The organism is Plantibacter flavus (assembly GCF_051487245.1).
Lineage (GTDB): Bacteria > Actinomycetota > Actinomycetes > Actinomycetales > Microbacteriaceae > Plantibacter > Plantibacter flavus_B.
The window spans coordinates 251363-273347 of sequence record NZ_JAHVDH010000004.1 but is presented as its reverse complement, the minus strand read 5'-3'; the positions used below and the strand labels follow the sequence as shown (position 1 = coordinate 273347).

Below are 21985 nucleotides of genomic sequence, written 5' to 3'. Positions count from 1 at the left end.
TCACGCCACCCCTTCCACAGCGAGCTGCGATTGGACGATCTCTCGATACGTCTCGTTGGATTCGATGAGTTCGTCATGGGTGCCACGGCCGACGATGCTGCCGTCGTCCATGACGATGATGTGGTCGGCTTCGCGGATGGTCGCGATGCGCTGAGCGACGATGATGACCGTCGCGTCGGCCGTGGAGTCGCCGAGGGCCTCGCGCAGGCGGGCGTCGGTCGAGACGTCGAGCGCGGAGAACGAGTCGTCGAACAGGTACACGCGCGGCTGGGCGACGAGCGCCCGCGCGATGCAGAGTCGCTGTCGCTGACCGCCGGACACGTTCGTGCCGCCCTGGGCGACGCCGTCGTTCAGCATCTTCGGCTTCGCGCGGACGAAGTCTTCGGCCTGGGCGACCCGCAGGGCCTCCCAGAGCTCGTCATCGTCCGCCGTGGGACGTCCGAAGCGGAGGTTCGAGGCGATCGTCCCGGAGAACAGGTACGGCTTCTGGGGCACGAGCCCGACGACGCCGGCGATCTGCTGGCGGGTGAGCTGTGACACCGGGACGCCGTCGATGGTGACGTGGCCCTGCTGCGGATCGTAGAGGCGGGGGATCAGTGAGAGCAGTGTCGTCTTGCCGGAACCCGTGGAGCCGACGATCGCCGTGGTCTTCCCCGGCTCAGCCGTGAAGGTGACGTCCGACAGGACAGGCCGCTCGGCACCCGGGTAGCCGAAGGTGACGCCGGTGAACTCGACCCGGCCCGCCGTCGGGACCCGGACGTCGGCATCCGTCGGAACGACGAGGCTCGGTTCGGTGTCGAGGACGTCCTGGATGCGTTCGGCGCAGACGACGGCGCGCGGGATCATCATGACCATGAACACGCCCATCATCACCGAGGTGAGGATCTGCAGGAGGTACTGCAGGAACGCGGTGAGCGACCCTACCTGCATCTGCCCGGCGTCGACGCGGTGGCCGCCGAACCAGAGCACGGCCGCCGTGGCGAGGTGCAGGATCATCATGATGACCGGGAACATGAGGACGAAGATGTTGCCGACCTTCACCGAGACGCGTGTGAGGGCCTCGTTGGCTCGGTCGTAGCGCTCCGACTCGAAGGGCTCGCGGACGAAGGCCCGCACGACCCGGATGCCGATGATCTGCTCGCGCAGCACGCTGTTGATGCCGTCGATGCGGTCCTGCATGACGCGGAACAGCGGCATCAGGAGGTACACGAGGAAGCCGACGACGACGAAGAGGATCGGGACCGAGACCCAGACGAGCCAGGAGAGCCCGGCGTCCTCACGAAGCGCCATGATGATGCCGCCGACGCACATGATGGGGGCGGAGACCATGAAGTTCAGCGTCATGAGGACGAGCATCTGCACCTGCTGCACGTCGTTCGTGCCGCGGGTGATGAGCGTCGCGCTGCCGAAGCCGCTGATCTCGAGGGCGCCGAGCGAGTCCACCTTGCGGTACACGTCCCTGCGGAGGTCGCGGCCGATCGCCATCGCGGTGCGGGCGCCGAAGTACACGCCGCCGATGGCAGTGATGACCTGCACGAAGCACACGACGAGCATCGTCATGCCGGTGGACCAGATGAAGTCGGTGTCGCCGGTGGAGACGCCCTTGTCGATGATCTGGGCGTTGAGGCTCGGCAGGTAGAGGGCGGCGATCGTGGAGGCGAGTTGCAACACGAACACCGCGATGATCCAAGCCGTGTACGGCTTGGCATGTCGAAGGGTCAGGGAGAGGAGGGCCACGTGAGGTCCTTTTGTCGATTCGTGTCCTGGACGGATGGCGTGTCCGGGACGAGGAGATGGAGCTGGGTGGTGTGGATGCTGGCCCAGTGCCCCCGAGCGTTGCGCAGGCGGTCGGGAGTGCGAAGTGCGGTTACCTCCGTGACGATACTCCGAGCTGGTGACACCGGGGCGACCTGGATCGGAATCGTGATGCGTCCCGGACGTCTCGTCGTAGGGCTAGCCGCGTCATCTTATATTCCATACGGTCAGGAGTCGAATCCGGGTCGGTATGAGCCGATTCCGACTCCCGTCGGCTCGTGCTCGCGCGCTACGCTCTGCGAGCGAGGCGCGTCGTGGGAGGCGCGCCGAGTCGACGACGTGGGGAGCTCATCATGGCCGGACCGACCCGTGCGGAACTGTTGGCGACGGTTGCCGAGCTCAGCGCCCGCAACGCCGATCTCGTCGCGGCGAACGCCGAGCTCGAGTCCGAGCAGCTCATGCGCTCCACGAGTCCGACCGAGGAGCCGCCCCCGCTCTCGGGCGGTGCGGCGGGCGGGGCCCCGGAGTGGAAGCGGCGAGCCTGGGCGTGGACCGTGCTGTCGACCGTGCTGATCCTCCTCGGGTCGCTCCTCGCCCCGGTCGCGGTCGTCGCGGCGTGGGTGCGCATCGATGTCTCGGACACCGAGCGTTTCGTCGCCGCGTATGCGCCATTGGCGGACGACCCGGCCGTCCAACGCTTCGTGACCGACCGAGCCGTGGCGGCGATCGACGAGCAGGTCGACATCGGGCAGTTGACCTCGGACGTCGTCGACGGCGTGGTCGACCTCGGCACCGGTCCGGTGGCGACGAACGCGCTCGAAGCGCTCAAAGGCCCCATTGCGAGAGGGCTCGTGGGGCTCGTGCGTTCGACCGTCTCGGATTTCGTCGCCTCCGACGCGTTCTCCAACACCTGGGCGCAGGCGCTCCGGGTGACGCACACGGGGCTCGTCGCGGCGTTGCAGGGCGACCCGGACGCGGCGATCTCGATCGGCGCCGACGGCTCGATCGGCGTGCAGCTCGCCCCGATCCTCGTCGAGGTGCGTGAACGGCTCGTGGCGCAGGGGCTTACCTTCGCGGCGAACATCCCCACCGTCGATCTCACGGTGACGGTCGCGCAATCGGATGCCGTACCGACCGTGCAGCTCGCGTACGGCTTGGCGATCGGCGTCGGGACCTGGCTGCCGTGGGTGGTGCTCGGCCTGCTCGTCGCCGGAGTCGTCGTGGCCCGGCGGCGGTCGGTCGCCCTGATCTGGGCCGGCATCGCCCTCGCGCTCGCGATGGCGGTCACCGCGGCCGCGTTCTCCATCGCGCGGGCCGTGCTGCCGACGCTCGTCAGCCCGGCCAGCATGCCGGGAGACGTGACGGCGGCGCTCTTCGACGCTGTCGCCGGTGGGATGCGCGGCACGGCGACCTCGCTGCTCGTCCTCGCGATCGTGATCGCGGTGGTCGCGTGGCTCGCCGGGCCGTTCCGGACCCCACGGAAGCTCCGCGGACTCGTCAGCCGGGCGGCCGCGCTCACGCGCAGTGCGGCGGAACGCGGTGGTCTCACCACCGGGAGGGTCGGCGAATGGCTCTACCTGCGTCGGGTGCTGCTGCAGATCGCCGTGGCTGTCGTCGCGAGCGCGGTGATCCTCTTCGTCCGGCCGCTCACCGGCGGGTTGGTATTCGGCACGCTGCTCGTCTCCGCCCTCGTGCTGCTCGTCCTGGAGTTCGTGCAGCGCCCTGTGGTCGCGGTGCCGGCCGACGCCGACGAGGAGGCCCCGGTCGTCAGCGTGTGATCGTCAGTCGACTCCGACGCTGATCGTGTGCCAGCCTTCGGCACCGTTCGGGACGACGTCCACCAAGGTCTCGCCCTGCGTCTTGCCCGTGGCGTCGGTGGCGCGGACCGCGATCGTGTGGTCGCCGGCCGCGGCGTCCCATTCGTGCACCCACTGCACCCAGGTGTCTTCCGAGATGGCGGGCGCGAGTGTCGCATCCACCCAGTCGCCGTCGTCCACACGCACCTGCACTCGCGCGACACCGGTGTGCTGGGCCCACGCGACGCCTGCGACCGCGACGGTCCCGCTCGCGACCCGACCGCCGTTCCGCGGCACGTCGATGCGCGACTGCGTCTTGATCGGTCCGAGCTCTGACCAGCCGCGATCGGTCCAGTACGCGCTCGCGTCCGCATAGCGGGTGACGTCCAGTTCGACGACCCACTTCGTGGCCGACACATAGCCGTACAGCCCCGGCACCACCATGCGCACCGGGAACCCGTGCTGCAGGGGGAGCGGCTCACCGTTCATGCCGACGGCGAGCAGACAGTCGCGATCCTCGTCCTGGAGGACCTCGAGCGGCGTGCCGGCGGTGAAGCCGTCGATGCTGCGCGAGAGGACCATGTCGGCACCGGGCTTCGGCTTCGCCCGCTTGAGCAGCTCTCGGATCGGGTAGCCGAGCCAGAGCGCGTTGCCGATGAGCGTGCCGCCGACCTCGTTCGACACACACGTGAGGGTGATCCGCGACTCCTGCAGGGGCAGCGCGAGAAGTTCGTCGAAGCCGATCTTGACCTCCTGCTCCACCATGCCGATGATTTTCAGGCTCCAGGTGGACGGGTCGATGTTCGGCACCTGGAGGGCGGTGTCGATGCGGTAGAACGAGTCGTTGGGGGAGATGAGTGGGCTGAGGCCCGTGATGCCGAGGTCGGCGCCAGCGGGGATCGGCGGGGCGGCGACCGCAGCCGCCGGGAGCTTCAGCGCCTTCCGGATCGTCTCGACGGCGACCGCACCGGCCGAGGCGACCCGTGCGCCGACTCCGATGACGAGAGCGCCTGCCGCAGTGCCGCCGAGCAGGATGAGGAAGGACCGTCGGGGGAGCGCGGCTCGTGAGGCACCGACGACCGGACGGGCGGCGTCGATCGCAGCCTCCTGCTCCCACGTGCGGAGCCGGGAGCAGAGAGCGCGCAGGACGATGATGCCGACCGCCGCGCCGACGACGCTCGGCAGAGCCCAGTCGAAGCCTGCGTCGGCTCGGCTGAGGGCGGCGAACGCCGCGATGCCACCGACGAGGGCGAGGGCGATCGCTCCAACGGCCGGGCGACGTTCCTCGAGCACCCCGATGCCGAATGCGAGAGCGGCCACGAGCACACCGAGCACGAGCAGCAGGACGAGCTTGTCGTTCGTGCCGAACAGCGCGATGACCGTGTCCTTCACCCAGCCGGGAACGAGGTCGATCACCAGTGAGCCGACCGCGAGCAGCGGAGACGCCGCCGGGGCGACGAACGCCGCGACGGCCTCGGCCGCACCGAGGGTGGCGACGGCTGAGACGAGGCCCGCCGCACCGGCGAGCAGCGTCCGTCGGCGTGGCTCCATGGGCGCCATGCTACGCGCGCCAGGGCGGGAGTTCGCCGTGAGGGCGCCGTCTGTCCTCGGTTCGTCACCGATGAGGACTCCGTTGAGGGACGGATTCGCCGAAGCGGCACGTACGCTGGGGGACATGACTGCCGTCGGGCTCGGAATCCCCCGCATCGGGTCGCCGCTCAGGCACATCCCGGATGCCGCCGGGCGCCCGGACGTCGACGGCCTGATCGACCGCTTCGGGCGGGTGGCCCGCGACCTGCGCGTGTCGATCACCGAGAAGTGCTCGCTCCGCTGCACCTATTGCATGCCGGAGCAGGGGCTCCCGGCGATCGCCCGCGAAGACCTCCTGACGCCGACCGAGATCGGCAGACTCGTGGAGATCGCCGTCCGCGACCTCGGTGTCCACGACATCCGCTTCACCGGTGGTGAGCCGCTCATGCGACCAGACCTCGCCGAGATCATCTCCCGCAGCTCCGCCGTCGCCGGAGACGCGTCGATCTCGATGACGACGAACGGCATCGGACTCGACAAGCGCGTCGACGAGCTCGTCGCCGCCGGCCTCACGCGCGTGAACATCTCGCTCGACACGGTCGACCGCGACCATTTCGCCCGCCTCACCCGTCGCGACCGGCTGCCAGCCGTGCTCGCCGGGATCGACGCGGCGAAGCGGGCCGGGCTCACGCCGCTCAAGATCAACGCCGTCCTCATGCGTGACACCCTCGACGGCGCCGTCGCGTTGCTGTCATGGGCGATCGAGAACGGGTGCCGTCTCCGATTCATCGAGCAGATGCCGCTCGACGCGGACGAGGCGTGGGTGCGCGAGAACATGGTGGATGCAGCCGAACTGCTCGACGTCCTCGGCACCCGCTTCACCCTCACGGCGCCGCATCGCGAAGACCCGTCGGCCCCGGCGGAGGAGTGGCTGGTCGACGGTGGGCCGGCGACGGTCGGCATCATCGCGTCCGTCACGCGATCGTTCTGCGACGACTGCGACCGAACCCGGTTGACCGCCGAGGGCACGATCCGCTCGTGCCTGTTCGGCGACGACGAGACCGACCTCCGGGGTCTGCTGCGTTCTGGAGTCGCGGACGAGGAGATCGCCGACCGTTGGCGCGCGGCGATGTGGCACAAGCAGGCCGGCCACCGGATCGCGTCGCCCGACTTCGTGCGACCCGAGCGCAGTATGGGGGCCATCGGTGGTTGAGACGATGACGGGACAGGTGCTCGTGCGGTACTTCGCGGCCGCGGAGGAGGCAGCGGGCGTGCCCGAGGAGTCACTGCCGGCGGTCGCGACCGTGGGTGAGCTGAAGGCCGTGCTGCTCGGTCGTTACGGGGACGCGATGGCTCGTGTCCTCACCTCGGGCTCCTTCCTCGTGGACGGTGTGGTCAGCCGAGACGACAGCCGACCCCTCGGTTCCCGAGTCGACGTGCTCCCGCCGTTCGCCGGAGGCTAGCGCACGCACGGTGCGGCTCAGGCGAGGCGACGCGCGAGATACGGGGCCGTCCGGCTCGCAGGGTCGGCCGCGACCTCGTCGGGGGTCCCTGCCGCGACGATGCGCCCGCCGGCGTCACCACCGGACGGGCCGAGGTCGATGACCCAGTCTGCTGCCGCCACGACGTCCATCTCGTGCTCGACCACCACGACGGTGTCGCCTGAGTCGACGAGCGAGTTCAGTTGCGCGAGCAGGAGCCGGACATCCGCCGGATGCAGTCCCGTCGTCGGTTCGTCGAGCAGGTACAGGGTATGGCCGCGGCGCACGCGCTGGAGCTCGGTCGCGAGCTTGATGCGCTGCGCCTCGCCGCCCGACAGTTCCGTCGCAGGCTGGCCGAGACGCAGGTAGCCGAGGCCGACGTCGAGCAGGGTGCGGAGACTCCTGGCTGCCGCCGGGATGCCCGCGAGGAACTCGGCTGCCTGCTCGACCGTGAGCGCGAGAACGTCCGCGATCGTCTGACCCTCGTAGGTCACCTCGAGCGTCTCCGCGTTGTAGCGTGCGCCGTTGCACGTGGGGCAGCGGCCGTAGCTGCCGGGCAGGAACAGGAGCTCGACGGACACGAAGCCCTCACCGAGACAGGTCTCGCACCGTCCGCCGGCGACGTTGAAGGAGAACCGACCGGCGCTGTACTTCCGTTCGCGGGCGAGCGGGGTCGACGCGAACACCGCCCGGACGGAGTCGAACAGGCCCGTGTAGGTCGCGAGGTTCGAGCGCGGCGTCCGACCGATCGGCTTCTGATCCACCCGGACCAGGCGATCGATGTGTTCGAGTCCCGTCACCCGACCGACGGTGAGGGTGTCGGCGTGCCCGTCCGGCACCGTCGCCTCGGCGAGACCGGAGCCCTCTTCCGTCGCGGTCGAGTCCAGCGCCGTCGGGTCGTCCTCTGCCGCGTCGCCACTGCCGTCGTCCGAGTGCAGGTGGTCGCGGACGACGTCGCGGAGCACTCGGCTGACGAGCGTCGACTTGCCCGAACCGGACACCCCGGTGACGGCGACGAGCGTGCCGAGTGGGACGGCCACGTCGATGCCCGCGAGATTGTGGAGGGTGATGCCCTCGACGGCGAGCCATTCGCTCGGCTCACGGAGTGGGCGTCGCTCAGCGCCGGTGGCTCCGGGCTGCGGGAACAGGAACGGCCGTGTCGCCGAGGCCTCGACGGCCGCGAGTCCCTCGACCGCGCCGCTGTACAGCACCTCGCCTCCACCCTCGCCCGCACCGGGACCGACGTCGACGATCCAATCGGCATTCCGCACGACATCCATGTTGTGCTCGACGACGTAGACCGAGTTGCCCGAGCGCTTCAGCTGCTCCAAGACCTCGAGGAGCGGCTCGGCGTCGGCCGGGTGCAGACCCGCGGACGGTTCGTCGAGCACATAGACGACGCCGAAGAGGCCGGAGCGCAGCTGGGTCGCGAGTCGCAGACGCTGCATCTCGCCGGGCGAGAGCGTCGTCGTCACGCGGCCGAGTCCCAGGTAGCCGAGGCCGAGGTCGGTGAGGACGCCGATGCGTGCCAACAGGTCCGTGGTGATGGCCACGGCGACGTCGGTGCGCTCGCCGGAGAGCGTGGTGGGCAGGGCGGGTGCAGCATCCTGCAGCAGGGTGGTGGGGCGGATCACCTCGGCGAGTTCCGTCATCGGCAGGGCGTTGAGTTCGGCGATCGTCCGCCCCGCGAACGTGACTGCGAGTGCTTCTCGTCGGAGGCCGGTGCCGCCGCAGAGCGGGCACGGACCGCTGCGGACGAACTGCAACACCTTCGTGCGCATCATCTGGCTCTTCGAATCAGCGAGGGTGTGGAACACGTACTTCTTCGCGCTCCAGAACATTCCGTTGTACGGCTTGGCGACGCGGTCGCGCTGCGGGGTGATCTGCACGACGGGCTGTTCATCGGTGAAGAGCAGCCAGTCGCGGTCGGCCTGGTCGAGTTCGCGCCACGGGCGGTCGACGTCGTAGCCGAGCGCGATCGTGATGTCGCGGAGGTTCTTCGCCTGCCAAGCACCGGGCCAGGCGGCGATGGCGCCGTCGCGGATGCTGAGGGTCGGATCGGGGACGAGCGAGTCCTCCGTGACGGTGTGGGAGACACCGATGCCGTGGCATTCGGGGCACGCGCCGACCGCGGTGTTGGGCGAGAAGGCATCGGAGTCGAGGCGCGTCGTGAAGCCCTCGGGGAAGGTGCCGGCGCGGGAGAAGAGCATGCGGAGCGAGTTGGACAGGGTGGTGACCGTGCCGACGCTCGACCGGGAGCTCGGTGCGCCTCGACGCTGCTGCAGTGCGACGGCGGGTGGGAGGCCGGAGATCGAGTCGACGTGCGGGTCGTGTCCCTGCTGGATGAGGCGCCGCGCGTAGGGGGCGACCGACTCCAGATACCGCCGCTGTGCTTCGGTGAAGATCGTCCCGAACGCGAGCGACGACTTGCCGGAACCAGAGACCCCCGTGAACGCGACGATCGCATCGCGGGGCACGTCGACATCGACGTTGCGCAGATTGTTCTCGTTGGCGCCGCGGACGCGCACGAAGGAGTCGATGGCAGCGGGGTCGTGTTCGGGCATCGGATCACCCTACGTCCATTCCCCGTCCGAGTCGCCCGGAAATGCACGAAATCGGCGGATTTCCAGACCGATTCGGGCGACTCAGGGGGGTGCGGCGGTCGGTGCGCTTGCGAGGAATACAGTCGCGCTGGGATGATCGTCGGTTGCCCACACAAGGGTGCCGGGGAGAGCGTTCGATGGCGGATGAAGTCGACGGCGAGTTGGATGTTCTCGCTGTGCGCGTCGAGCGATGGCACGCCTTCGCGCTGGGCCTCGCCGGCGAATCGGCGACCATCACAGACGCCCCTCTCGACACCGAGCGACCTCTGACCGTCATCGACGTGAAGCCTGTGGATCCGCGGGGTGCACCGCTCAGCCTGTTGATCGAGCCGCGGGGAATGGTGCTGCACCTTGGCGAGCACGGCTGTCGCTGGGAACTCGACGATGCTGAAGCCGATACCGCGTTCGCCGAACGGGTGATCGACGCCGCGATCGCCGGGCGTGCGGAGGAACTCGTCGGAACGGTGCGGTTCGCGGTGCGCGTCACCTTCCCCGATGGGACCGTCGAGGAGAGCACCCGAATCGACGGCTTCTTCGCCCCGACGCGGCGATGGAGGCTTCGCGGCACATGGACGCGATTCGCGCCGTACACGGAGGGCGTCCGCTGAGTCGCCCGGAAATGCACGAAATCGGCGGATTTCTGGACCGATTTGGGCGACTCAGGGGGGCTCAGCCGTTGAGTGTCGCACGTGCGTCGGAAGCCAACAGGTAGAGCGCGCGATTGGAGCCGGGGAACCTCTCGAATCCGAAGCGTTCGTAGAAGGGGATGACCTCGTCGGTGAGCGCGTGAACGAGGATCGCGCGCATGCCGATGATCTCCGCCGCACTGATCGCCTGGAGGACCGCGTGCTGCAGGAGTGCGGTGCCGAGACCGCGGCCCGCGAACTCCTGGTCGATCGAGAGTCGTCCGAGGAGGACGACGGGGACAGGATCGGGTGCTCGGCGTGCGAGCGGCTTCGGGGCATCATCGCGAATGAGCGAACTGGCCGACAGGCAGTAGTAGCCGGCGACTCGACCCTCAGTCGTCACCGAGACCATCGTCTTCGATCCGCCGTGTCGATCATTGTTCCGTGCGTATCCGCGCAGCCAACTGTCGAGTGCGTCGACCCCGCACCGGAAGTCAGAGAGGACGTCTCCGGTGGCGAGGGGACGTGGTGTCCGGAACTCAGTCAACGAAGATCGAGGGTCGGTTCAGGAGATCGCGGAGCCCGTCGATCGACCGGGCCGGGCGGTCGAGGATCGCCTCGAACTGCTCGAATGCCGCCGCGTCGATGCGAATGTTGCGTTCGCGACTGATGACGTCGGCGGCTCGTTCTGTTGCGGCCGCCGTCGTGAAGTCGGTGATGGAGCGGCCCTCGATCGCCGCTGCGGTAGCGATCGCGTCCTTCTGGGCGCTGGTGACGCGGACCTCGATGCGCTTGTCTTTCAGTGGAGAGACCATACGGCAATTGTACGGCAAATCTCCGTACGTTCTCCCCCGGTTGGCGGAGGCGCCCGGAAATGCAGGAAATCGGCGGATTATTGCGCCGATTCGGGCGACTCAGCGCGAGTTGATGACGTCGCTGTGGAGCATCAGCTCGTCGGTCTCCTGCACCTCGAACGACTCGAAGGCGGGGTCGGCGAGGACCGCGTCGATGAGGGACCGAGGACCTGCGACGATCGTCGAGTCCCAATCGATCTCGCTGCACACGACCCACGAGTGGTCCTCCGGCCAGATGAGCTGCGGGGTCGGGCTCGGGGGGAAGGTGGGCGTCCAGCCGATGCCGGCGCTGTAGCCCCAGCTCGGGTCCGCGAGTTCGTCGAGCCCGCCACCGAGGACCAGATAGTCCCGCCCGGGCAGCGCGAGCACCTGATCTTGAGACCCCCCGAGCGCTGTCGCCGCGACCGCCGCGCGATGCTCGGGTCGTACCGAGGCCTCGGCCTCACGCCGGAGGATGTCCTCGCCCTCGCGGAGGCGGGCGTCGCGAGCTGCCTCGTCCTCGCCGTCCTCGAGCGTCGAAAACGAGAAGTAGCCCACCGATCCGGTGAGATGTCCGAACCCGGTCCAGATGCCGATCGTGATGTCGTCGGGCGTGCTGGTCGCCGGGCGCAGGTGGCGCGTGAGTGCTGCGCAGAGTCTCGGGTCGAGCCACCCCTCCGGCGACTGGCCGATCATCCAGCCGTCGTCGAATCTGACGCCGTCCGTGCCGCCGCAGAGCCGTTGCCACTGGACGAGCGGGTGCATCGTGCGGCCGGTGCGCTCGGCGACCTCCGCCCAGGACCACTCCCGCTCCTCGATCACCGGCTGCATGCCCCACTCGTCGGCGGACGCGAGGTCGAAGCGGTGCCCGTCGACCGGGTGCAGGATGCGCGCGTAGGCCTCGAATGAGGCACCGGCACCGCCACCGACGGACCCCCAGAACCCGACCCGTCGCGTGAGCCACTCGCCTCGTCTGGCCGTCGTCGCGTGCATCAGGTCAGCTTGCTGGGTCGCCTGTCGGGCGTCAAGCGCAGCGGCACACCGTACCGAGGCCCGATGTCGGTGGTCACGAGCACACTGGACCAATGACGTCTCGCGAACACTCCTGGCACGGTTGCGTCTTCATCGGGGTGAGCCTCGACGGCTTCATCGCGCGCTCCGACGGCGAGCTCACCTGGCTCACCGAGCTCGAGCCACGCGGGCACTCGGCGGACGCCGCTGGAGCACACCCGGCGCTCGACTGGGAGAGCTTCTTCCCCGGCATCGACACCCTGGTCATGGGGCGCACCACCTACAACACCATCCTCGACTTCGACGAGTGGCCGTTCACCGGCAAGCGCGTCGTCGTCCTGAGCACGACCCTTGAGTCGGGCGACGACCGCGTGACGGTCGCGAGGTCGCTCGACGACGCCGTGAGACTGCTCGACGCGCAGGGGGCGGAGCGCGTCTACGTCGACGGCGGGAAGACCATCCAGGCATTCCTGGGGGCCGGGCTCATCGACGAGATCACGGTCTCGATCGCGCCGGTCCTCATCGGTTCCGGAGCGCGCCTGTTCGGAGACCTCGACGCCGACGTCCTCCTGCGGGTGCGCGGCACGCACGTCACGCCGGACGACGGCCTCGTGCGCATCACCTACGACGTCACGCCGCGCTGATCCCGGTCGCGGCCGCCTAAAGCCCGACCCACTCCGTCTCGCCGTCGGCGAGGTGCTGGCGCTTCCAGATGGGGACGGTGCGCTTGATCTCCTCGACGAGCCGCTCGCAGGCGGCGAAGGCCTCTGCCCGATGGGCGGCGGCGACGGCGGCGACGAGCGCGAGGTCGCCGACGACGAGCGGCCCGATGCGGTGAGCTGCGGCCACCCGGAGGCCGGTCTGCTCCGACACCGCCCGGCAGCACTCCTCGAGGAACCGCTGGGCCTCGGGGTGCGCGCGATACTCGAGCGCGCTGACGGCCTCGCCGTGGTCGTGGTCGCGGACGATGCCGCGGAACGCGACGAGGGCGCCGTTCGCGGGCGCCGCGACGAAGTCCTCGATCGCGTGGGCGTCGAGCGGCTCCGCGGAGATGAGTGCGAGGACCGCAGCCTCCGCCATCGGCTCACTCATGCGCGCCACCGCCCGCGATCTGTGCGACGAGGTGATCGAGGAGACCGTCGAGCACCGAGAGGCCGTCCTTCACGCCGCCGGTCGACCCGGGCAGGTTCACGACGACGGTGCCGTTCGCGACGCCTGCCAGGCCGCGACTGAGGGCCGCGGTCGGGGTCTTCGTCAGCCCGAGGGCGCGGATCGCCTCGGCCACACCGGGCAGCTCGCGGTCGAGGTGCGGGCGCGTGGCCTCCGGAGTGCGATCGCTCGGTGAGAGTCCCGTCCCGCCCGTCGTGATGAGCACCGCGGGGGACTCGGCCAGGGCGGCGGCGATGGCCAGGTGCACCTCGGCATCGGCCACGACCGTCACCGCGTCGACGCTGTAGCCGTGATCGGCGAACCAGCTCGCGATGCGCGGGCCCGTCAGGTCCTCGCGCGTCCCGGCGGCGCCGGCCGTCGACGCCACGATCACCGCGGCGGACTTGGGCCGGATGGCGGGCGGTGCCGTGCCGGCGGGAGTCGCCGAGGCGTCGGAGCCCGGCGTCCAGTCGCCGCGCTTGCCGCCCGACTTCTCCAGGAGTCGGATGTCGCCGAGCACGGAGGCCGGGTCGACGGCTTTCACCATGTCGTGCAGCGTCAGACCCGCGATGGAAGCCGCGGTCAGCGCCTCCATCTCGACGCCCGTCGGTCCCGTCGTCTTGGCCGTGGCCGTGATGACGATCGAGTCCTCGGTGAACGCGAAGTCGAGGCTGACCGAGGATAGGGCGAGTTGATGGCAGAGCGGGATGAGCTCGCTGGTGCGCTTGGCGCCTGCGATCCCGGCGATGCGAGCGGTCGCGATCACGTCGGCCTTCGGCAGACCGTCCGCCTGCACGAGGGCGATGACGTCAGGGCGGGTGGTGAACGTCGCGGTCGCCGTCGCGGCACGCTTGGTGGGGGTCTTGTCGCCGACGTCGACCATCCGCGCGCGGCCGTCGTCGTCGAGGTGCGTGAGGCCGGTCATAGCGCCCATGCTTCCACAGTCGTGCCCGCGGCCAGCTCGAGCGCGTCCTCGGGCACGACGATCAGGACGTCGGATGCCGCCAGCCCCGCGACGAGGTGTGAACCGGGCCCTGCGACCGGTTCGACCCGGCCGTCGTCCAATCGTCTCCCGCGGAGGAACTGCCGTTTCCCGGGCACTGATCGGATGTCCGTCGCCAGCTGGGCTGGTCCGCGAGCAGCCTGCGGGAGGCCTGCGTCGCGCCGGAGGACCGGGGCGACGAAGACTTCGAACGACAGCTGGGTGCTCACGGGATTGCCGGGGAAGGCGATGATCGGCACCCCGCCGTGCTCGCCGAGTGCCTGCGGGCCGCCCGGTTGCATCGCGACGGACCCGATCCACCCGCCGCTCGGGCCGAGGACGTCGCGCACCACCTCATGGTCGCCCATGGAGATGCCGCCGGAGGTGAGGATGAGGTCGGTGGTGTCGCTCAGCGCATCGAGGACGGCGATGAGTTCCTCGGCGTCGTCGACGACCCGGTGACGTGATGCCACGGTCGCCCCCGCCGCGATGGCGGCGGCCGCCAGGGCTGAGCCGTTGGAGTCGAAGGTCTGCCCGAGCGTGGGTGACTCGCCCGGTTCGACGAGCTCGGCACCCGTCGTGATGATCGACACACGCACCCGTCGACGCACGTCGACCGCGGTGAGGCCTGCGGCGGCGAGGACGGCGATGTGCCGGGAGGCGAGGCGCAGTCCCGCGGGGAGGAGTTGGTCATCGACGCGGACGTCGCTGCCCTGGTCCCGGACGAAGAGCCCGGCTGCGCGGGTGCCGCCGTTCCGTGGGGCCAGCAGCACGACCGTCTCGGTGCCGTCGTCCGCGAGCTCGACCCGCGTCTCCTCGACCGGGACGACGACGTCGGCGCCGGGTGGGACGACTGCGCCCGTCATGATCCGCACCGCGGTTCCGGCATCGAGCGTGGCGGGTTCGATCGGCCGCGCCGCGATCTCGCCGACGACGCGCAGGCGGGTCTCGCCTGCAACGAGGTCGGAGGCGCGCAGAGCGAAGCCGTCCATCTGGGAGTTGCGGAACAGCGGCAGGTCGACGGGAGAGCGCACTGCCGAGTGGGTCACGCGTCCGGCCGCATCGTCGATCCCGACGGACTCGACAGCGGTGTCGACCACGCGCTCGAGCAGGGCGGCCACATCGGCGACGTGTTCTTCGACGGTCTTCCGGCTCGCGGCTGCTGGTGTGGTCATTGAGGTTCCCGTCGTCGTGGGTCGGTGGGGCTGCACGGAGTGTTCGGAGCCGGCGTCAGTAGCGGGGGACGCTGGGATCGACGAGGCGCGACCAGGCGTCGATGCCGCCGTCGAGGTGCACGGCCGAGTACCCGCGGTCGAGGAGGAACCGGAGGGCCGTCTCCGAGCGGATGCCGTGGTGGCAGTAGACGACGAGCGGCACGTTCGGGTCGAGTTCGCCCACGTGTTCCTCCAGCGAGCCGAGGGGGATGAGCGTGGAGCCCGGGAGGCGCGCGATCTCCACCTCCCACGGTTCGCGGACGTCGAGCAGGACGGCGTCACTGATGCCCGCGGACAGCTCCTCGGCGGTGATCGTCGAGATCGCGTGGCGGGGAGCGTGCGGTGAGGCCGGGTGCGTCGCAGCGGGTTCGGGTTCGTGGTGGAGGTGTTCGTCGAGTGACACCGGTCGGGCACCCGCCGGATCGCGTTCGTAGCGGACCTCGCGGAACGCGCCGCTCAGGGCGTCGAACACGGTCACCCTGCCGAGAGAGAGCGTGCCGACCCCCGTGAGGACCTTGATCGCCTCGGTCGCCATGAGCGAACCGATGACGCCGACGGTCGTCGGCAGGACCCCGCCGATCTCGCACGACAACGCCTGGTCGTCGGCCGGGGCGTGCGGGAAGAGGTCGCGGTAGCGGGGACCTCTGGACGCCCAGCTGAGGCCGGCCTGCCCGCTGTACTGCAGGACGGAACCCCAGACGAGCGGAACGTCGGCGAGTGTTGCGGCGTCGTCGACGAGATAGCGCGTCTGGAAGTTGTCGCTGCCGTCGATGACGAGGTCGGCGCCGGTGATCAGCCCCATGATCTCGCCGGCGCTGAGGCGCAGCCGGTGGCGGACGACGGTGGTGTCCGGGCTGATCGCAAGCGCGCGGTCGGCGGCCGAGTCGACCTTCGGGCGGCCGATGTCCGCCGTCGAGTGCACGGTCTGGCGGTGCAGGTTGCTCAGCTCGACGGTGTCGTCGTCGACGAGGTGGAGTGCGCCGCCACCCGATCCGACCCCCGCCGCGACCAACGCAGGGATGACGGTGCTGCCGAGGCCGCCGGCGCCGACGACGAGCACGGTCGCTTCGGCGAGGCGTTCCTGCGCGGCCAGGCCGAAGCCCGGTAGGGCGAGCTGCCTGGCGTACCGTGCGGTCGTGGACATGGGCCGATTATGTCACCGCGGCCGCGGCGGACCGGCGACAAGCCCGAACGATCCGAGGACAGGTCGGGCGCTCGAAGCGCATCCGGTCGGCCGGCCGTCCCCGCTTCACACCGGGTTGATTCGCGGCTTGAGCAGGCAGAACGCGTTGCCCTCCGGGTCCTGCAGCACGTGCCACGACTCCTCGCCGGTCTGGCCGACGTCGGCAGGCCGTGCACCGAGTGCGAGGAGACGTTCGAGCTCGGCCTCCTGTTCGCTGTCGGTGGCGCTGACGTCGATGTGGAGCTTGGACTTCGTCTGCGGCGGGTCGTCGCTGCGGCTGAGGATGATGGTCGGTTGCGATCCGCCGAAGCCGTCGCGCGCACCGATCTCGACGGAGTCGTCGTCCCGGTCGAGGACGACGAAGTCGAGCACCTCGCACCAGAACCGCGCAAGCGTCTCCGGATCGCGGCAGTCGAGGACGAGTTCACTGATGCGGCAGGCCATGCCGGGCAATCTACCGGCGGGCGATCGGCTGGAGGAAGCCCTTGCCCGCTCGGAGCGCATCGTGCAGGCTACGGTTCCCCGGTCGACGCCCAGTCGTTCAGCGCCAGGACGAAGCCGCGCACGAGTCGGTCGAAGCTGCGATCGATGTCGACGTCGAGGCCGAAGGAGCCGGCGGCCTCGAGGGAGACGAAGCCGTGCAGGGTCGACCGGAATGCGCGGATGGCGTCGATCGCATCATCCCCCTGCAGTTCGTACGCCGTCAACACGTCGGCGATGATCTGGATGGCAGCGAGCGAAGCCGAAGCGTCCTCGGCGTCCTCGGGTCCCGCGATCCACTGGGCCGCGGTGTATCGAGCGGGGAACTCCAGACCCCAGGCGCGGTACGCGCGGGACATCGAGTGGATCGCATCGGCACCCGAGCGGCCGACGGCGGCCCGGAGGAGCACCGCGCCGAGTTCGCCCTTCGCCTGGATCGAGATGCTCCGCCGCAACCCGGCGAGGGAGTCGATGTGCTTGTACAGGGACGGTTGACGGACGCCGAGGCGCTCGGCGAGGGCTGCGAGCGTGAGGGCGTCGAGCCCCTGCTCGTCGGCGAGGACCGCAGCCGCGTCCACGACCCGCTCCGGGGTGAGGCCCGCCCTAGGCACGGTGCACCGCCGAGCCGAGGAAGCCGACGACGGCGCTCGCCGTGATCTCCGGCTGTTGCGCCTGAGGATAGTGCCCTGCCTCGGCGACCAGGACGACCTCGCCGTGCAGGGCGTCGCCGATCCAGTGCGCTTCGGCGGCCGGATCAGGGAAGTCGGGGTCCTTGTCTCCCATGACGACCAGGACGGGCGCTTGTACCGCGGGCAGGGCTGCTTCCGCTGCGGCGTGGTCCGTCTGTCGGGTCGTCGCCGAGAAGGCTTTGCCGAAGGCTGGGCGACGAAGGCTCGCGAAGACCGCGGCGCGGTATTCGTCGAAGTCGCTCGGCTTGCGGCCGGCGTAGAGCGAGGGCATGTAGGCCTTCCAGACGCGGGCCACCCAGAGCGGCGCCGTCATCGCTCGGAACAGGGCGAGCATCGCGGCGTTCGACTTCGGGTTGCGGACGAACGGTCCGACGAGGACCAGCGCGGCGACGGCGTCCGGGTGCTCGGCGGCTGCGATGACCGCGGCACCCGCTGCGAGCGAGTTGCCGACGATGACGGCGGGACCATGCAGCTCCTCGATGAGCGCGAGGATGTCCGACGCGGTCGCCTCGTCGCCGTATGAGGTGAATGAGGCATCGCTCTCGCCGTGCCCGCGGAGATCGGTCGAGGCGACGCGGTAGCCGGCCTCGACGAGCGTCGGTGCGAGGAACCGGTACGACGAGCGGAGTTCGCCCATGCCGGGGACGAGGACGACGAGTGGGCCGTCGCCCTGGATGTCGTAGGCGACCGTGCCCTCTGGGCGGTCGAGGTACTGGGTGGCAGGTCCGTGGGATGCTGCATTCGTCGTCATGCAGCTAGTATCAATTGGCATTTAGCTAATGTCAATAGCTTTCGCGTCACACGGACCACCTGGTGTGCTCGCGGCTGTCGATCAGCTCGCTGGACGCGGCTCGGCACAGAGGCGGTGGTACTCCTCGAGTGTCTCGACGCGCGGGACGAGCAGCAGCACGACGAGGTAGACCAGGCCGATCGTTCCGCCGGTGAGGAGCAGCAGGAAGAACATGACGGTGCGCGTCCAGTCGACGTTGAAATCGCTCCGGGCGGCGATACCCGCGCAGAGGCCGCCGAACCACTTGCCCTCGTTGATGCGGCACAGGAAGCGCCCGCGCGCAGGGGTGGTGACGACTCGCGGCGGCGGTGGCGCTGCCGTCCCGCGCTCGATCGTGCCGGTCTCGGACAGGAGGTGGGCCAGCGCTGGGTCGTCGACCGCCTGGCCGGTCGCGGCGGCGATGGCGTGCAAGCGCTCGCCGAGTGTGGTCTCGAGATCGCGAACGGTTTCGTCGGCATCGGGGTCTGAAGTGAGTGCTGCACGGGTCTCGGACAGATAGTGCAGCAGGCGCGCGTGCGCGGTCGCGGTGAGTGGAATCGTGCCCGCGTGACCGCTCAGGCTCATGTGGTGGATCTGTTCCATGTCAGTGTCCGATCGTCGTGATCATGTCGGTCAGTGATGCCCAGTACGCGCGGAAATCGCGCAGTTGCGCCCGGCCGCTCTCGGTGAGCGACAGGTACTTCCGCGGTGGTCCGGCTGCCGACTCCTGCCACTCGTGCGCAAGGAGTTCCTCGCGGCGCAGCTTGTTGAGGAGTGGGTAGAGCGTGGCCTCCTGGACGGGGAAGCCGGCGTCGCGGAGAGCGGTTGCGATCTCGCCCGCGTACCGCGCCTGCTGCTCGACGGAAGCGAGCACCAGTGGCTCGAGCATGCCGCGGCGGAGTGCCACGAGCTTGCTATCTGGTTCCATGCCGGTACTGTAACACGACCAGTTACCGCATCGTGTTGTTCGCGCGGCCTGCGCAGAGGCCGCTCAACCGAGTTCCGTCCACCATCGGACGCCGTCGAGGGTGACGACCGTCGTCGTGTCGCGGTGCACGACGACGAGCAGGACGTCGTCGCAGTGGCGGCAGCGGACCACCCAGGCGTCCGGATTGCCGAACACCAGCTCGGCGGCGAGCGGTGAGACATCGTCGCAGGAGAGGCACTGCGACATGGTGTCGGTGGGGTCGCTCCCGGTCAGTTCCGAGAGGGCTCCGGCGAGGACGTTGCCGTCGAGATGCGAGGTCATCAGGCGCCTCCGAACCGTTCCGTCTTGATGCGCGCCGGGTCGTGGCCGAGGGAGACGAGTGTGTCGGCGACCGCCTCGACGAAGCCGGTCGGCCCGCAGACGAAGACCGAAGGCGCCTCGCCGTCCGGCCATCGCAGGGCCCCCAGGTCGGTCGCGGTGAGTCGCCCCGCCGGACGCGACCAGCCCTCAGGCGTCCGTCGCGTGTAGATCCAGGTGACCTCGACGCCCGCGGCCGCCCGCAGTTCGTCGGCGAAGAACGCGTCCTCGGGGGAACGGACCGACGAGACGAGCCGGAACGGGGTCACGCTGCCGGCGGCCTCGTGCGCCCGCACCATCGCCATGAGCGGGACGATGCCCGACCCGCCGCCGATGAGCAGCACCGGCCCGGTCTCCTCCGGGCGCCACACGAACCAGCCGCCGAGCGGGCCGCGGACCTCCACCTGATCGCCGACCTCGATCGCGTCCACGAGGAACGGCGACACCTCGCCGTCCGGCAGGCGGTCGACGGCGATCTCCAGACGGTCCCCGGCATGAGCGGACGCGACGGAGTACGAGCGGACCGCCTGATACCCGTCCGGTGCGGTGAGGCGGACGTCGGCGTGCTGACCGGCCAGGTTCCCGCCCCAGCCCGGCACGTCGAGGACGAGGCTGCGCCCGGTCGCGGTCAGTCGTGTCGCTTCGACCACGGTCGCAGGCTTCCAGACGTCGACATGGTCGGGCCGCCTCACGAGTACCGCTGCTCGAGCCACGGGTCGCCGTACGCGTGATAGCCGTTCTGCTCCCAGAAGCCGGGCTCGTCGTCCTGCTGCATGACGAGCCCGCGGATCCACTTCGCGCTCTTCCAGAAGTACAGGTGGGGGATCAACAGTCGCGCCGGTCCGCCGTGCTCCGGCGCGAGTGGTTCGCCGTCGAAGCCGGTCGCGATCCAGGCCTTGCCACCGAGGAGGTCGTCGAGCGGGATGTTCGTCGTGTACCCGCCGTACGAGTGCGCCATCACGAAGTCGTAGCTGCTCTCCACGTCCGCGAAGAGGGTGTCGAGCGACACGCCCTGCCAGCTCGTCTCGAGCTTCGTCCAGCGCGTGACGCAGTGGATGTCGCGGGTGATGTCGTCGGCCTGCAGTGCCTGGAGCGCAGCCCAGTCCCACCGATGCGTTTCGCCGGTCTCGGTGCGGATCTGGAACTCCCACTCCGCCGTGTCGATGCGCGGCGTCGGCCCGGCCGACAGGACGGGGAAGTCCTCGGTGAGGAACTGCCCGGGAGGAAGCCGGTCGTCCTGCTCGCGTGCGCGACCGCCGAAACCTCGAGTGAACACCGCCATGACGACCTCCTTGGGATGCAGCAACTGTATGCAGTGCAGCGGTTCCGTACCAGACCCCAGTCGACCGGGCCGTCTAGGGCGTCTCGTCCAGGACGTCGGCGCCGACCTCCCGGGTGCGCTGGGCGCGGCCGACGAGGGCGAGTGCGGGGAACAGGAGCACCGACAGCATGCCCGCTCCGACGAGGGCCGTGGCGGTGTCAGCGGGCAGGAACGTGCTCTCCACACCGATCGTCGTCACCGCGATGATGATCGGCAGGCCGGTCGCGCCGAACAACAGCAACCCGCGTCGGTCGGCCCTGGTCGCACCGGGAGGCGACGCCAGGAGGGACGGCAGCCCACGCACGACGAGCAGCAGGACGAGGAACAGCGGCACGAGCACGAGGGTCGCCGGCTGGGTGGTGAGCGCCTGCAGGTCGAAGGTCACCCCGCTCGACACGAAGAAGATCGGGACGAGGAAGCCGAAGGCGACCGCGTCCAGTTTCGTCTCGATGACCCGGTGGTCGGCCGGCGTCGCCCGTGCCACGAACACCCGCCACACCACGCCGGCGGCGAACGCTCCGAGCAGCATGTCGAGTCCCAGCACGATGCTCAGCACCACGAGGGAGGCGATGCCGAGGAGCACGAGACGCACGGCGAACTGCCCGCTCGTGTGGAGTGTCGCCGTGACGAGCGTGTGCAACCGCGAGTGCTTGCCGTTCGACGCGTACCAGATGGCGAGGGCCGAGACGCCGACGAACACGAGGAGGACGATCGTCGCCGGCAGCGGCGAACGGCCGCTCAGGAACAGCGAGATCGCGATGAGTGGCCCGAACTCGCCCGCCGCACCCGTGGCCGTGACCGCGCGCCCGAACGGCGTCGGGAGCTCCCCGGCGTCCCGCAGTGCCGGGAGGATGGTGCCGAGCGCCGTCGAACAGAGGGCGACACCGATGAAGACCCCCGACGCGAGGTCGCCGCCGATGATGACCCCGAGCGCGATGCCGCCCGCGAGCGAGACCACCCAGCCGAGCCCGGCTCGCTTCAGGGGGCGGCCCGCGATGGTCGCGAAGTCGATCTCGTTCCCGGCCATGAAGAACAGCACTGCGAGGCCGAACTGGGACAGCATGTCGAGGAAGTCGTTCGGCTGTACCCAACCGAGGACCGCCGGTCCGACGAGGATGCCGAGCACGATCTCGAACACCACCAGCGGCACCTTCGCATACCGGCCGACGAGGGCGGCGAGGGGCGGAGCCGCCACGGCGACCGCCGGGACGATCAGGAGGCTCAACAGGCCGTCTTCCATCGTCATGCGCTCAGTGTCCCAGAGCGCTCAGGAGCCGT

24 protein-coding genes are annotated in these 21985 nt (G+C 69.7%); 5 read left to right on the top strand and 19 right to left on the bottom strand.

The genetic code is table 11. From position 1 onward, the window contains the following. On the bottom strand, positions 1-1737 hold the full coding sequence (locus tag KXS11_RS11560) for an ABC transporter ATP-binding protein (protein WP_437385734.1): 1737 nt from the start codon (positions 1735-1737) through the stop codon (positions 1-3). Positions 1738-2108: 371 nt separating this feature from the next. Between KXS11_RS11560 and KXS11_RS11555 the strand changes: the two genes are divergently transcribed. Beyond that, positions 2109-3533 (top strand): hypothetical protein, encoded by a 1425-nt coding sequence (locus KXS11_RS11555; protein ID WP_437385733.1) that lies wholly within the window; start codon positions 2109-2111, stop codon positions 3531-3533. Between the two features lie 3 nt (positions 3534-3536). On the opposite strand, the gene KXS11_RS11550 is transcribed toward KXS11_RS11555, so the two are convergent. Further along, entirely contained in the window at positions 3537-5102 is a 1566-nt protein-coding gene (locus KXS11_RS11550) for a molybdopterin-dependent oxidoreductase (RefSeq protein ID WP_437385732.1), read from the bottom strand. Positions 5103-5226: 124 nt separating this feature from the next. Between KXS11_RS11550 and moaA the strand changes: the two genes are divergently transcribed. Both moaA and KXS11_RS11540 read left to right on the top strand, forming a co-directional pair. Continuing rightward, positions 5227-6294 carry a GTP 3',8-cyclase MoaA gene (moaA, locus tag KXS11_RS11545; protein WP_437385731.1) on the top strand — a complete coding sequence of 356 codons (1068 nt, stop codon included), beginning with the start codon at positions 5227-5229 and terminating at the stop codon, positions 6292-6294. 4 nt (positions 6295-6298) lie between these two features. Further along, positions 6299-6544 carry a MoaD/ThiS family protein gene (locus tag KXS11_RS11540; RefSeq protein ID WP_437385730.1) on the top strand — a complete coding sequence of 82 codons (246 nt, stop codon included), beginning with the start codon at positions 6299-6301 and terminating at the stop codon, positions 6542-6544. Positions 6545-6561: 17 nt separating this feature from the next. Here KXS11_RS11540 and KXS11_RS11535 read toward each other — a convergent pair whose 3' ends face one another. Further along, positions 6562-9126, bottom strand: coding sequence for an ABC transporter (locus KXS11_RS11535; RefSeq protein WP_437385729.1), 2565 nt, complete (start codon positions 9124-9126; stop codon positions 6562-6564). Positions 9127-9167: 41 nt separating this feature from the next. Here KXS11_RS11535 and KXS11_RS11530 point away from each other — a divergent pair, with 41 nt between their 5' ends. Further along, positions 9168-9773 carry a hypothetical protein gene (locus KXS11_RS11530; RefSeq protein ID WP_437385728.1) on the top strand — a complete coding sequence of 202 codons (606 nt, stop codon included), beginning with the start codon at positions 9168-9170 and terminating at the stop codon, positions 9771-9773. A gap of 61 nt (positions 9774-9834) precedes the next feature. Here the strand turns inward: KXS11_RS11530 and KXS11_RS11525 are convergent, their stop codons facing one another. From KXS11_RS11525 to KXS11_RS11515, 3 genes are all read right to left on the bottom strand, one after another. Continuing rightward, positions 9835-10338 carry a GNAT family N-acetyltransferase gene (locus tag KXS11_RS11525; protein WP_437385727.1) on the bottom strand — a complete coding sequence of 168 codons (504 nt, stop codon included), beginning with the start codon at positions 10336-10338 and terminating at the stop codon, positions 9835-9837. Continuing rightward, the gene (locus tag KXS11_RS11520; RefSeq protein ID WP_437385726.1) at positions 10331-10606 is read right to left on the bottom strand and encodes a DUF1778 domain-containing protein; all 276 of its coding nucleotides are present in this window, start codon (positions 10604-10606) and stop codon (positions 10331-10333) included. Before KXS11_RS11520 ends, KXS11_RS11525 begins: the two co-directional genes overlap by 8 nt. Before the next feature lie 99 nt (positions 10607-10705). Continuing rightward, positions 10706-11617 carry a hypothetical protein gene (locus tag KXS11_RS11515; protein WP_437385725.1) on the bottom strand — a complete coding sequence of 304 codons (912 nt, stop codon included), beginning with the start codon at positions 11615-11617 and terminating at the stop codon, positions 10706-10708. 92 nt (positions 11618-11709) lie between these two features. Between KXS11_RS11515 and KXS11_RS11510 the strand changes: the two genes are divergently transcribed. After that, positions 11710-12279, top strand: a complete 570-nt coding sequence (locus KXS11_RS11510; protein WP_437385724.1) for a dihydrofolate reductase family protein — start codon at positions 11710-11712, stop codon at positions 12277-12279. Positions 12280-12295: 16 nt separating this feature from the next. Here the strand turns inward: KXS11_RS11510 and KXS11_RS11505 are convergent, their stop codons facing one another. From KXS11_RS11505 to KXS11_RS11445, 13 genes are all read right to left on the bottom strand, one after another. Further along, positions 12296-12727, bottom strand: a complete 432-nt coding sequence (locus KXS11_RS11505) for a molybdenum cofactor biosynthesis protein MoaE (RefSeq protein WP_437385723.1) — start codon at positions 12725-12727, stop codon at positions 12296-12298. After that, a complete protein-coding gene (gene moaCB / locus KXS11_RS11500; protein ID WP_437385722.1) occupies positions 12720-13709 on the bottom strand; it encodes a bifunctional molybdenum cofactor biosynthesis protein MoaC/MoaB in 990 nt (329 codons plus the stop codon). Before moaCB ends, KXS11_RS11505 begins: the two co-directional genes overlap by 8 nt. Beyond that, the gene (locus KXS11_RS11495) at positions 13706-14941 is read right to left on the bottom strand and encodes a molybdopterin molybdotransferase MoeA (protein WP_437385721.1); all 1236 of its coding nucleotides are present in this window, start codon (positions 14939-14941) and stop codon (positions 13706-13708) included. The genes moaCB and KXS11_RS11495 overlap by 4 nt, the downstream gene beginning before the upstream one ends. 55 nt (positions 14942-14996) lie before the next feature. After that, complete coding sequence (locus KXS11_RS11490; RefSeq protein ID WP_437385720.1) at positions 14997-16124, bottom strand: ThiF family adenylyltransferase; 1128 nt, start codon at positions 16122-16124, stop codon at positions 14997-14999. Positions 16125-16229: 105 nt separating this feature from the next. Beyond that, positions 16230-16607 (bottom strand): VOC family protein, encoded by a 378-nt coding sequence (locus KXS11_RS11485; RefSeq protein WP_437385719.1) that lies wholly within the window; start codon positions 16605-16607, stop codon positions 16230-16232. A 68-nt stretch (positions 16608-16675) separates the two neighbouring features. Then, positions 16676-17254, bottom strand: coding sequence for a TetR/AcrR family transcriptional regulator (locus KXS11_RS11480; protein ID WP_437385718.1), 579 nt, complete (start codon positions 17252-17254; stop codon positions 16676-16678). Then, positions 17247-18083 carry an alpha/beta fold hydrolase gene (locus KXS11_RS11475; RefSeq protein WP_437385717.1) on the bottom strand — a complete coding sequence of 279 codons (837 nt, stop codon included), beginning with the start codon at positions 18081-18083 and terminating at the stop codon, positions 17247-17249. The genes KXS11_RS11480 and KXS11_RS11475 overlap by 8 nt, the downstream gene beginning before the upstream one ends. Positions 18084-18164: 81 nt before the next feature. Beyond that, entirely contained in the window at positions 18165-18704 is a 540-nt protein-coding gene (locus KXS11_RS11470; RefSeq protein ID WP_437385716.1) for a PspC domain-containing protein, read from the bottom strand. 1 nt (position 18705) lies between these two features. Beyond that, positions 18706-19029 carry a PadR family transcriptional regulator gene (locus KXS11_RS11465; RefSeq protein ID WP_437385715.1) on the bottom strand — a complete coding sequence of 108 codons (324 nt, stop codon included), beginning with the start codon at positions 19027-19029 and terminating at the stop codon, positions 18706-18708. Between the two features lie 63 nt (positions 19030-19092). After that, on the bottom strand, positions 19093-19350 hold the full coding sequence (locus tag KXS11_RS11460) for a DUF6510 family protein (RefSeq protein WP_437385714.1): 258 nt from the start codon (positions 19348-19350) through the stop codon (positions 19093-19095). Beyond that, entirely contained in the window at positions 19350-20036 is a 687-nt protein-coding gene (locus tag KXS11_RS11455; protein WP_437385713.1) for a ferredoxin reductase, read from the bottom strand. The genes KXS11_RS11460 and KXS11_RS11455 overlap by 1 nt, the downstream gene beginning before the upstream one ends. 38 nt (positions 20037-20074) lie before the next feature. Continuing rightward, the gene (locus KXS11_RS11450; RefSeq protein WP_437385712.1) at positions 20075-20668 is read right to left on the bottom strand and encodes a sulfite oxidase-like oxidoreductase; all 594 of its coding nucleotides are present in this window, start codon (positions 20666-20668) and stop codon (positions 20075-20077) included. 73 nt (positions 20669-20741) lie between these two features. Next, entirely contained in the window at positions 20742-21953 is a 1212-nt protein-coding gene (locus tag KXS11_RS11445) for a cation:proton antiporter (protein ID WP_437385711.1), read from the bottom strand. Between the last annotated feature and the right edge of the window lie 32 nt (positions 21954-21985).

What these genes read in the sequence shown, in the direction of transcription:
- KXS11_RS11535 (WP_437385729.1), bottom strand. Translation starts at nt 9,126, where the DNA reads ATGCCCGAACACGACCCCGCTGCCATCGACTCCTTCGTGCGCGTCCGC.
- KXS11_RS11475 (WP_437385717.1), bottom strand. Translation starts at nt 18,083, where the DNA reads ATGACGACGAATGCAGCATCCCACGGACCTGCCACCCAGTACCTCGAC.
- KXS11_RS11540 (WP_437385730.1), top strand. Translation starts at nt 6,299, where the DNA reads ATGACGGGACAGGTGCTCGTGCGGTACTTCGCGGCCGCGGAGGAGGCA.
- KXS11_RS11470 (WP_437385716.1), bottom strand. Translation starts at nt 18,704, where the DNA reads ATGGAACAGATCCACCACATGAGCCTGAGCGGTCACGCGGGCACGATT.
- KXS11_RS11460 (WP_437385714.1), bottom strand. Translation starts at nt 19,350, where the DNA reads ATGACCTCGCATCTCGACGGCAACGTCCTCGCCGGAGCCCTCTCGGAA.
- KXS11_RS11450 (WP_437385712.1), bottom strand. Translation starts at nt 20,668, where the DNA reads ATGGCGGTGTTCACTCGAGGTTTCGGCGGTCGCGCACGCGAGCAGGAC.
- KXS11_RS11510 (WP_437385724.1), top strand. Translation starts at nt 11,710, where the DNA reads ATGACGTCTCGCGAACACTCCTGGCACGGTTGCGTCTTCATCGGGGTG.
- KXS11_RS11495 (WP_437385721.1), bottom strand. Translation starts at nt 14,941, where the DNA reads ATGACCACACCAGCAGCCGCGAGCCGGAAGACCGTCGAAGAACACGTC.
- KXS11_RS11465 (WP_437385715.1), bottom strand. Translation starts at nt 19,029, where the DNA reads ATGGAACCAGATAGCAAGCTCGTGGCACTCCGCCGCGGCATGCTCGAG.
- KXS11_RS11485 (WP_437385719.1), bottom strand. Translation starts at nt 16,607, where the DNA reads ATGGCCTGCCGCATCAGTGAACTCGTCCTCGACTGCCGCGATCCGGAG.
- KXS11_RS11550 (WP_437385732.1), bottom strand. Translation starts at nt 5,102, where the DNA reads ATGGAGCCACGCCGACGGACGCTGCTCGCCGGTGCGGCGGGCCTCGTC.
- KXS11_RS11515 (WP_437385725.1), bottom strand. Translation starts at nt 11,617, where the DNA reads ATGCACGCGACGACGGCCAGACGAGGCGAGTGGCTCACGCGACGGGTC.
- KXS11_RS11445 (WP_437385711.1), bottom strand. Translation starts at nt 21,953, where the DNA reads ATGACGATGGAAGACGGCCTGTTGAGCCTCCTGATCGTCCCGGCGGTC.
- KXS11_RS11505 (WP_437385723.1), bottom strand. Translation starts at nt 12,727, where the DNA reads ATGAGTGAGCCGATGGCGGAGGCTGCGGTCCTCGCACTCATCTCCGCG.
- KXS11_RS11555 (WP_437385733.1), top strand. Translation starts at nt 2,109, where the DNA reads ATGGCCGGACCGACCCGTGCGGAACTGTTGGCGACGGTTGCCGAGCTC.
- moaCB (WP_437385722.1), bottom strand. Translation starts at nt 13,709, where the DNA reads ATGACCGGCCTCACGCACCTCGACGACGACGGCCGCGCGCGGATGGTC.
- KXS11_RS11490 (WP_437385720.1), bottom strand. Translation starts at nt 16,124, where the DNA reads ATGTCCACGACCGCACGGTACGCCAGGCAGCTCGCCCTACCGGGCTTC.
- KXS11_RS11530 (WP_437385728.1), top strand. Translation starts at nt 9,168, where the DNA reads ATGCACGAAATCGGCGGATTTCCAGACCGATTCGGGCGACTCAGGGGG.
- moaA (WP_437385731.1), top strand. Translation starts at nt 5,227, where the DNA reads ATGACTGCCGTCGGGCTCGGAATCCCCCGCATCGGGTCGCCGCTCAGG.
- KXS11_RS11520 (WP_437385726.1), bottom strand. Translation starts at nt 10,606, where the DNA reads ATGGTCTCTCCACTGAAAGACAAGCGCATCGAGGTCCGCGTCACCAGC.